Annotated in this window: 4 protein-coding genes and 3 pseudogenes; 3 read left to right on the top strand and 4 right to left on the bottom strand. The window is 40.1% G+C overall.

Annotation, left to right across the window (positions count from 1 at the left end; all coding sequences use genetic code 11):
• The 3 genes and pseudogenes from FTU87_RS12340 to FTU87_RS12330 form a co-directional block, all read left to right on the top strand.
• A pseudogene (locus FTU87_RS12340) lies at positions 1 to 410 on the top strand (IS3 family transposase); the annotation flags it as partial.
• A gap of 58 nt (positions 411 to 468) precedes the next feature.
• Positions 469 to 1,434 (top strand): IS481 family transposase, encoded by a 966-nt coding sequence (locus FTU87_RS12335; protein ID WP_180097516.1) that lies wholly within the window; start codon positions 469 to 471, stop codon positions 1,432 to 1,434.
• 181 nt (positions 1,435 to 1,615) lie between these two features.
• Positions 1,616 to 1,939: a type II toxin-antitoxin system HicB family antitoxin gene (locus FTU87_RS12330; RefSeq protein WP_063454488.1), complete on the top strand. Its 324-nt coding sequence runs from the start codon at positions 1,616 to 1,618 to the stop codon at positions 1,937 to 1,939.
• 376 nt (positions 1,940 to 2,315) lie between these two features.
• Here the strand turns inward: FTU87_RS12330 and FTU87_RS12325 are convergent, their stop codons facing one another.
• From FTU87_RS12325 to FTU87_RS15305, 4 genes and pseudogenes are all read right to left on the bottom strand, one after another.
• Complete coding sequence (locus FTU87_RS12325; RefSeq protein WP_180097514.1) at positions 2,316 to 3,971, bottom strand: HNH endonuclease signature motif containing protein; 1,656 nt, start codon at positions 3,969 to 3,971, stop codon at positions 2,316 to 2,318.
• An 808-nt stretch (positions 3,972 to 4,779) separates the two neighbouring features.
• Positions 4,780 to 4,974 (bottom strand): annotated as a pseudogene (locus FTU87_RS15310) (hypothetical protein); the annotation flags it as partial.
• 30 nt (positions 4,975 to 5,004) lie between these two features.
• Positions 5,005 to 6,066, bottom strand: a complete 1,062-nt coding sequence (locus FTU87_RS12315; protein ID WP_180097512.1) for an HNH endonuclease — start codon at positions 6,064 to 6,066, stop codon at positions 5,005 to 5,007.
• A pseudogene (locus FTU87_RS15305) lies at positions 6,053 to 6,574 on the bottom strand (GIY-YIG nuclease family protein); the annotation flags it as partial. The gene FTU87_RS12315 and the pseudogene FTU87_RS15305, both read right to left, overlap by 14 nt.
• Between the last annotated feature and the right edge of the window lie 94 nt (positions 6,575 to 6,668).

Below are 6,668 nucleotides of genomic sequence, written 5' to 3'. Positions count from 1 at the left end.
TTCAAACAAATTCAGGCTGGGTTTATACTGCATTTATTATTGATGTGTTCTCACGAGCAATTGTTGGATGGAAAGTATCGACACGGATGAATACAGATATGGTGCTCGATGCATTGGAGCAAGCATTGCATGATCGAGGCATGCCAAAGAATGTGATTCATCATTCCGACAGAGGTGTGCAATATCTTTCCATTCGCTATACCAATCGTTTAGAAGCAGCAAATTTACGAGCATCAGTCGGTACGACTGGTGATTCATACGATAATGCTTTGGCTGAAACGGTGAATGGCTTATACAAAACAGAGGTGATTGAATATCTAAAAGCAGATTGGCAAGGTTTAGCAGATGTACAACTTACGACACTAAATTGGGTAGATTGGTTCAATAAAGAGCGTGTACATAGTGCACTATGTGTTTAGTCCCAGATTTTAATGGTGCAATATTCTCAGATAAATGGAAGGAAGCACTATGGGACAAGTTCTACACAGCAGCGCCACAACGACACAGGCAGTGCGTCGAGCAATACAAAATAGTCAAGAGAGCTTAAGAACGCTAGCCAAGCGTTACGGCATCAATCAAAAGACCGTCGCAAAATGGAAGAAACGTACTTCAGTAGATGATCTTACAACCGGGCCAAAGAATCCTCGCTCAAGCGTGTTATCGCCTGAAGATGAGGCGGCAATTGTTGCTTTTCGAAAACGCACTTTGTTGCCGCTAGACGATTGCCTTTATGCATTGCAGCCGAGTATTCCTTATCTGACACGCTCGTCGTTACACCGCTGCTTGCAGCGGCATGGTATTTCACGACTGCCTGAGGTACAAGGTGATCGCCCTGTCAGGAAGCGCTTCAAGAGCTACCCCATTGGTTACTTTCATATCGACATCGCTGAGATGCGAACAGCACAGGGTAAGCTTTATCTCTTCGTTGCCATTGATCGCACTTCCAAGTTCGCGTTCACTGAATTGCATACTAAAGCCAGTAAGATGGCAGCCGCGGAGTTCCTGCGCAATCTGGTTAAGGCTGTGCCCTATAGAATCCATACGGTGCTAACAGATAACGGCATCCAGTTCACGAACCGCACCTGTGATCGCTACGCCTCTGAGCACATCTTTGATCGGATTTGTACTGAATGTGGCATTGAACATCGTCTTACCAAGGTCAAGCATCCATGGACCAATGGACAGGTCGAGCGGATGAACCGAACGATTAAAGAAGCTACTGTCAAACGGTTCCATTACGACGATCACACTCAGCTATGCATTCACCTTGCTGATTTTATTGCTGCATACAACTTCGGCCGCAGACTCAAAACACTCAGGGGCCTGACTCCCTACGAATTCATCTGCAAACAGTGGACAGATGAACCTGAACTTTTTAAGATTGATCCGATCCATCAAATGCCGGGACTAAACATGATAAGATTAACCCGTTAGGTCAGGTGGCCTAACTTAAATAAAAAACTCTCCGACAAACCCGGTACGGTTCAGTATTTAAAACACCGTGGCAAGGCGATCCTCGTATTAATCTTCAAGATGATAGCGGAAAGGCTAAACCTTATCAGGTTAGGCAAGTATTAGCTGCACTTGATAAACTTAAAACATTGTGAGGTGTCAAATGGATAGCAAACAATTTACTTATCGTGTTACATGGTCAGCAGAAGATAATGAGTATGTTGGTCTATGTGCCGAATTTCCGTCACTGTCTTGGCTCGATGCAGAACAATCTAAAGCATTTTCAGGGATTGTTGATCTTGTTGCTGAAGTTGTAGCAGATATGATCAGCAATAATGAGAAATTACCTGTACCGCTTTCAGAAAAAAAGTATAGCGGACGGTTTGCTGTTCGTGTTCCATCAATGGTTCATCAAAAACTAGCACTTGAAGCTGCGGAGCGTGGTGTGAGTATGAATCGTTTGGTATCGGCAAAATTGGCTATGTAGTTTTATATCTTGATGGTCTACTTGGAATGAGAATGACTGGTAGACCATAAACAAGAATAGCTGGTTGGTTTATCCAATAATTTGCAGAAAATGGAATAAAAATTTATCTAGACCTATCTACACATAATTTTCGTTAAAAATTAATATTCAATTTTTAGCAAGAATAGCGTTATATTTTGATCAAAAAAAATGCCCAGAGAAGGATCAATGGGCAAAACTAAGGACCTTGACGGTCATTCAGAAACTACAGCTAGCTTCTAGCTATGATTCTGCACTTAATTAAAAAAAGCTACACTGGCTGAATATATCAAAAGTTAAATCATGTGATTTATCATTAATTAACACACTTGAGAAAATGAGTTCATCACTCTGCTGATTAATACAGTAATTCACCAAACAAATCCGCTCTAATCTCTTCCAGGCTCAGATCTGATTTCATTCTATTACAGAGTGGATGAACCAGCAGACCATTCTCTAGCACCCCTTGGCCACCTGCGGCTTTGGCAATCCGATGATCCGATTCAGTAGAATTGAGATAGATTAATCCATCACAAATGGGGCAAAAGTTATGATTACCCACCAGAAAATTGTGCTTAAGCAAATTTTTGGTTAATGCTGAAAAGGCCTTGGGCTTTGATCGAGAGATCGGGCTAATCGATTCAACATATCCGACTACATGCTCTACAACCCCATCATCATAATTACCCAAAAATCTTTCAGAATAAAACTCATTAAAGTTGATGTACTTGAAAGCCTTTGACATCGACAAAATAAAGGTGTTCAGGCATTCTTCATCTTCAAAATCGACATCCATTTCCAGGCTTAAACAGATAAAGGCTTTATAAACGATTTGTAGCCGATCATAGCCTTTAATCCCACTGCCGAACTTACCGACCGTTTCAGTGGTCGCCACTGGAAAATTGGCAATCAAGAACTCAATACTACGGCGGACACGTGTAAACTCTTTAAAGCTAATGGTTCGATGGTGAATCTGCATCAGGCTTTCATGAATTTCAAACACAATAGCAAACCATGCCAGAAAGGAAGTAATCTGAAAACGCTGGTCCTTATAAAAATATAAGAACGGATGTAAGCCCAAACTCGGAACCCCAGTATTTTTTACAGGAGTGGCCATTCTGCAAAGGACCGTAAACAGATGTGACATGATCTTTTCAACGCGTTCACCCTGATTCAGGCTCATGATATTATGAATCTGATCACCCGCGATGATATTCATGAGCTCATTGACCAAGCCAATTTTTTTGCCATGACTCATTTCAGTATCTAATAATATGGTAGAGAAAAGCAGCTGATGGATCTTCTCCCCCAACTCGATCAGCGAATTTAAACGTGTATATTGAAGCTCTTCTAAATTGGATTTATTGTCATTGATATAACAACAGGCATAGATCGCATAATATGCATCACTTCCCCGACTTCTTAGATGATATTCCTCATATTTATCTAGGCGTTTAGTATCTGAATTAATCGATTGGAATACGCGTCTTGCGTCTTCTGGAGTACCAAGCACTTGCCGGAAACTGATTTTAATATCGTCTAATTTAGATTTTTGTTCTGCAAATTTAGGATCAATACAAATTTTTTGGAAGTCAGCTAGATCTCCTAAATGATTTCGCAGGTCACGAATATCTTCTTTTTGTTGATCGCTAAAATTAGGCGCTTGAGTGGCTTGTTCATCTGCAAAATATCTCTTGACCCAAGCATAAATACTCGAAAGACGATGCGCCCCATCGATAATATAGATGTTGCCGTGTATATCTTTCCAATACAAGATACACAAATTGATATTTTGATCTTCTGTACAATTCTCAATAAAGTTTGCAATTTCCTGCACACTCCAACATTCAGTAGAACGCTGGTTATCCGCTTTAAATAAACATTTGATGATGGCATGCTTTTCAAAATCAGTCAGTGCCACTTCAAAATTATCACGCTGCATTGAAGGCGACATTTCTTCTGGCAACATGACTTTACGCTGAATGATATTCGTCAGTAATCGAGTTTGGCCCATTTTTTGTTTTCTCCAGGCAGCACTTTCCTATATTCGCTAAAGCACGAAATTTGAAAGTGCATATAGTTCAATTTAGTTAAAGCGATGAATTAAATGACCGTCAATATCCGGTCAGCGCTAACAAAAGAAACCTAAGAGAAATGGGTACTTTTAAGATGATATTTTTCATATTGTAATCTCGTTGATCAATGTGAAATTTGCCAACATCTTTTCCACGAGATGGTGGCAAACCAAATAGGGGTGGAAATACCGCTCAACGAAACGGCCAGTCATAGACTGCCCTACTTGGCCTGCCATAAAGCATTGCCATGCAGACACAAAAGAGCCACTAAAAGTGACTCTTTAGTACGTTGAGATGCGGGTTTCCACGCCCGATTACAGATTTTGCTGTAATGTAATTATCATATGGGTATCTTTTTCTTTGGTCAAACCAAATTAGAATTTTTTTATTCATTTTTAAATAAAAAATATAAATCGATAACGTATGGATCAAATTGAAAGCAAAGAAAAAAATCAAATTCGCGGATTCCCAGGCCTTTGCTTTGTTAAAATCTGATTTGCCAAGCAAAGGCCTGGGCCCCTTAAATTGAACGATATCTGCTTAGGCTATTTCCATAAGGAAGTGTGTTGTACAGCTTCCAGTAGCAAATCAAATGCAAGGAATAATGTGATGTTTTTATTGCTTTGTTGATCCATAAAAAATACCTGAGTCTCTATTATTAAGTGATAAATGAGCAGCAAGAAGTTTTCCTAGTCAGGTAAATGATATTTATGCACACGTAGCTGTCTTGAACAAATTCACAGAATTATGATCTCTAATCACCAAATATCGTACACTCAACCACGCAAGTACCCATCGCACGGCACTTAATGACGCTTGTTTAGACATAATTCTAAAATAATCATATTTATTATGTTTCATCACTATCGGAAAAAACTGATGTTCTGTAAGGATTGAAAGCATAGGTTCATCCTCTGCCGTAAAATGTGAACCGTACCGGGTTTGTCGGAGACTTTTTATTTAAGTTAGGCCTTATAAATTACTGTGGTATATCTGTTTATCTTTACCACCCAACCAAACTAAGTATTCATTTTCGATCGCCTGCTTATATGCCCAGTCAGCAACGCGATGTGAACGCTGCAGATCTGTTAAGAAGCCAAGTTGAGAAATCTCGCGTGTAATAGATTGATCATGTAGATAGTTCCGCTCCTGCCATTCTTGCAGAAATAGTTCCGATGCCAAATAATTACTTTTCTGTGAGTTACATTTATCATCTGCCAGAACAAAATTATGTCCGGTATCGGCAGGATATAAAGACCATGGAATAAAATGATCCACAGCATATTTTGAATTTTTTAGGCTTTTTCCACAGTAAAAACACTGGCATTGCTGTAAGTCAATTAAGAAGTCCGCGACCTGCCCCAGTTGATTACGACTCGGGGCAAACATGAATTCATCCAGGTCAGGCAAGCCATCAAGTACAACCAAGTTCTGCTTGTTCAGCCGGACAAAATCAATCCAGCGCTTCTGGCACAACTCTTCAATAATTTCACTAAACTGTCTCAAGCAATACATCACTTTGGGTAAAAGCCTGAGGGACTGTTTGGAATCTTCAAGACAATAGAGAAACTCTACGGTTTGACCATTCAGATTCTGCAAATACACCACCGGCATGTGCTTTACCGTTGTTGCAACTGCTCTCTTAAGCCTGTTCCAGTAAAGCACATCCTTTCTCAACGCTGCCAAGGTCTTGAATTGTTGCTGTGCATTCTGAATTTCACTGATGATCTTTGCCTGCCTACCAGTGCTTTGATGAATAGTAAAAGGCTCATACTGGTTAAACTGAAACGGCAGTGACTGTTTCCAGTATAGGTCAATAAACTTTTCAGCGATATCCTGATATTCCAAATGCAAGGCAGCACCGGTATCTTGCCCCTGTTCAATCGCCAGACGCGTGAAACTGATCAGCAAAGCAAACTTATATGTCGAAGTAAAAGTCCCTGACTGCAATATCTGCTGAATATGCTTCAAGAATTTCAACTGCTCGTTGGGTGTAGGTTTATTATTTTCTATAAAGCGATCATCCTGCCACATGTTGAAGCTTTACCTGTCTTTGTAATCCTGCTTCCGTAGCGATTTCCATCATTTTCGCATTTTGAATGGCTTTTTTACGCATAGCTGAAAGGGTTTCTTTAAACTCGTGCTGATTACCTTTCAAATTGAGTGGCAGTATCGTTTGTTCAAAAACCTTTTCCTTAACATTCCAAGGTTCTTCACAAATTATCCAGGACACATACGCATTATCTTCAAGCCATGCATCCAGCCATTGTTCACCTAAATGCGTGAAATTCATGCGATTACCTGACCCTACTCTTCTAAGCGGATACCCACTCATCTCAGCTAGAAGTATGCCCAATGTTCGTCTTAGTGTTGAACCTTCTGCGTTACCTGAAAAGTGTGTTTTAAGCCGTATTCTCAAGTTTGATTTACTATTTGGTTTGGTCTTTTTGTCAGGAGATATGCCAACATACAACAAAGTATATTCTTGATACGTTATACAGTTTTTTGTTGGGATTCCCGGCGGATTTTTTTTGAACCACCAGAAATAAATCCCGTGTTCTGCAGGAATCAAAGAGGGCTCTTTCATTAACTCGGCACGATTGTATAAACGCTGCGGGTAATAATCAAAAGCATGT

The sequence above is a fragment of the Acinetobacter sp. YH12156 genome, from assembly GCF_013418235.1.
Classification (GTDB): domain Bacteria; phylum Pseudomonadota; class Gammaproteobacteria; order Pseudomonadales; family Moraxellaceae; genus Acinetobacter; species Acinetobacter pseudolwoffii.
Note: the sequence above shows the minus strand (reverse complement) of the source record. Positions and strands in the feature narration are given on the sequence as shown.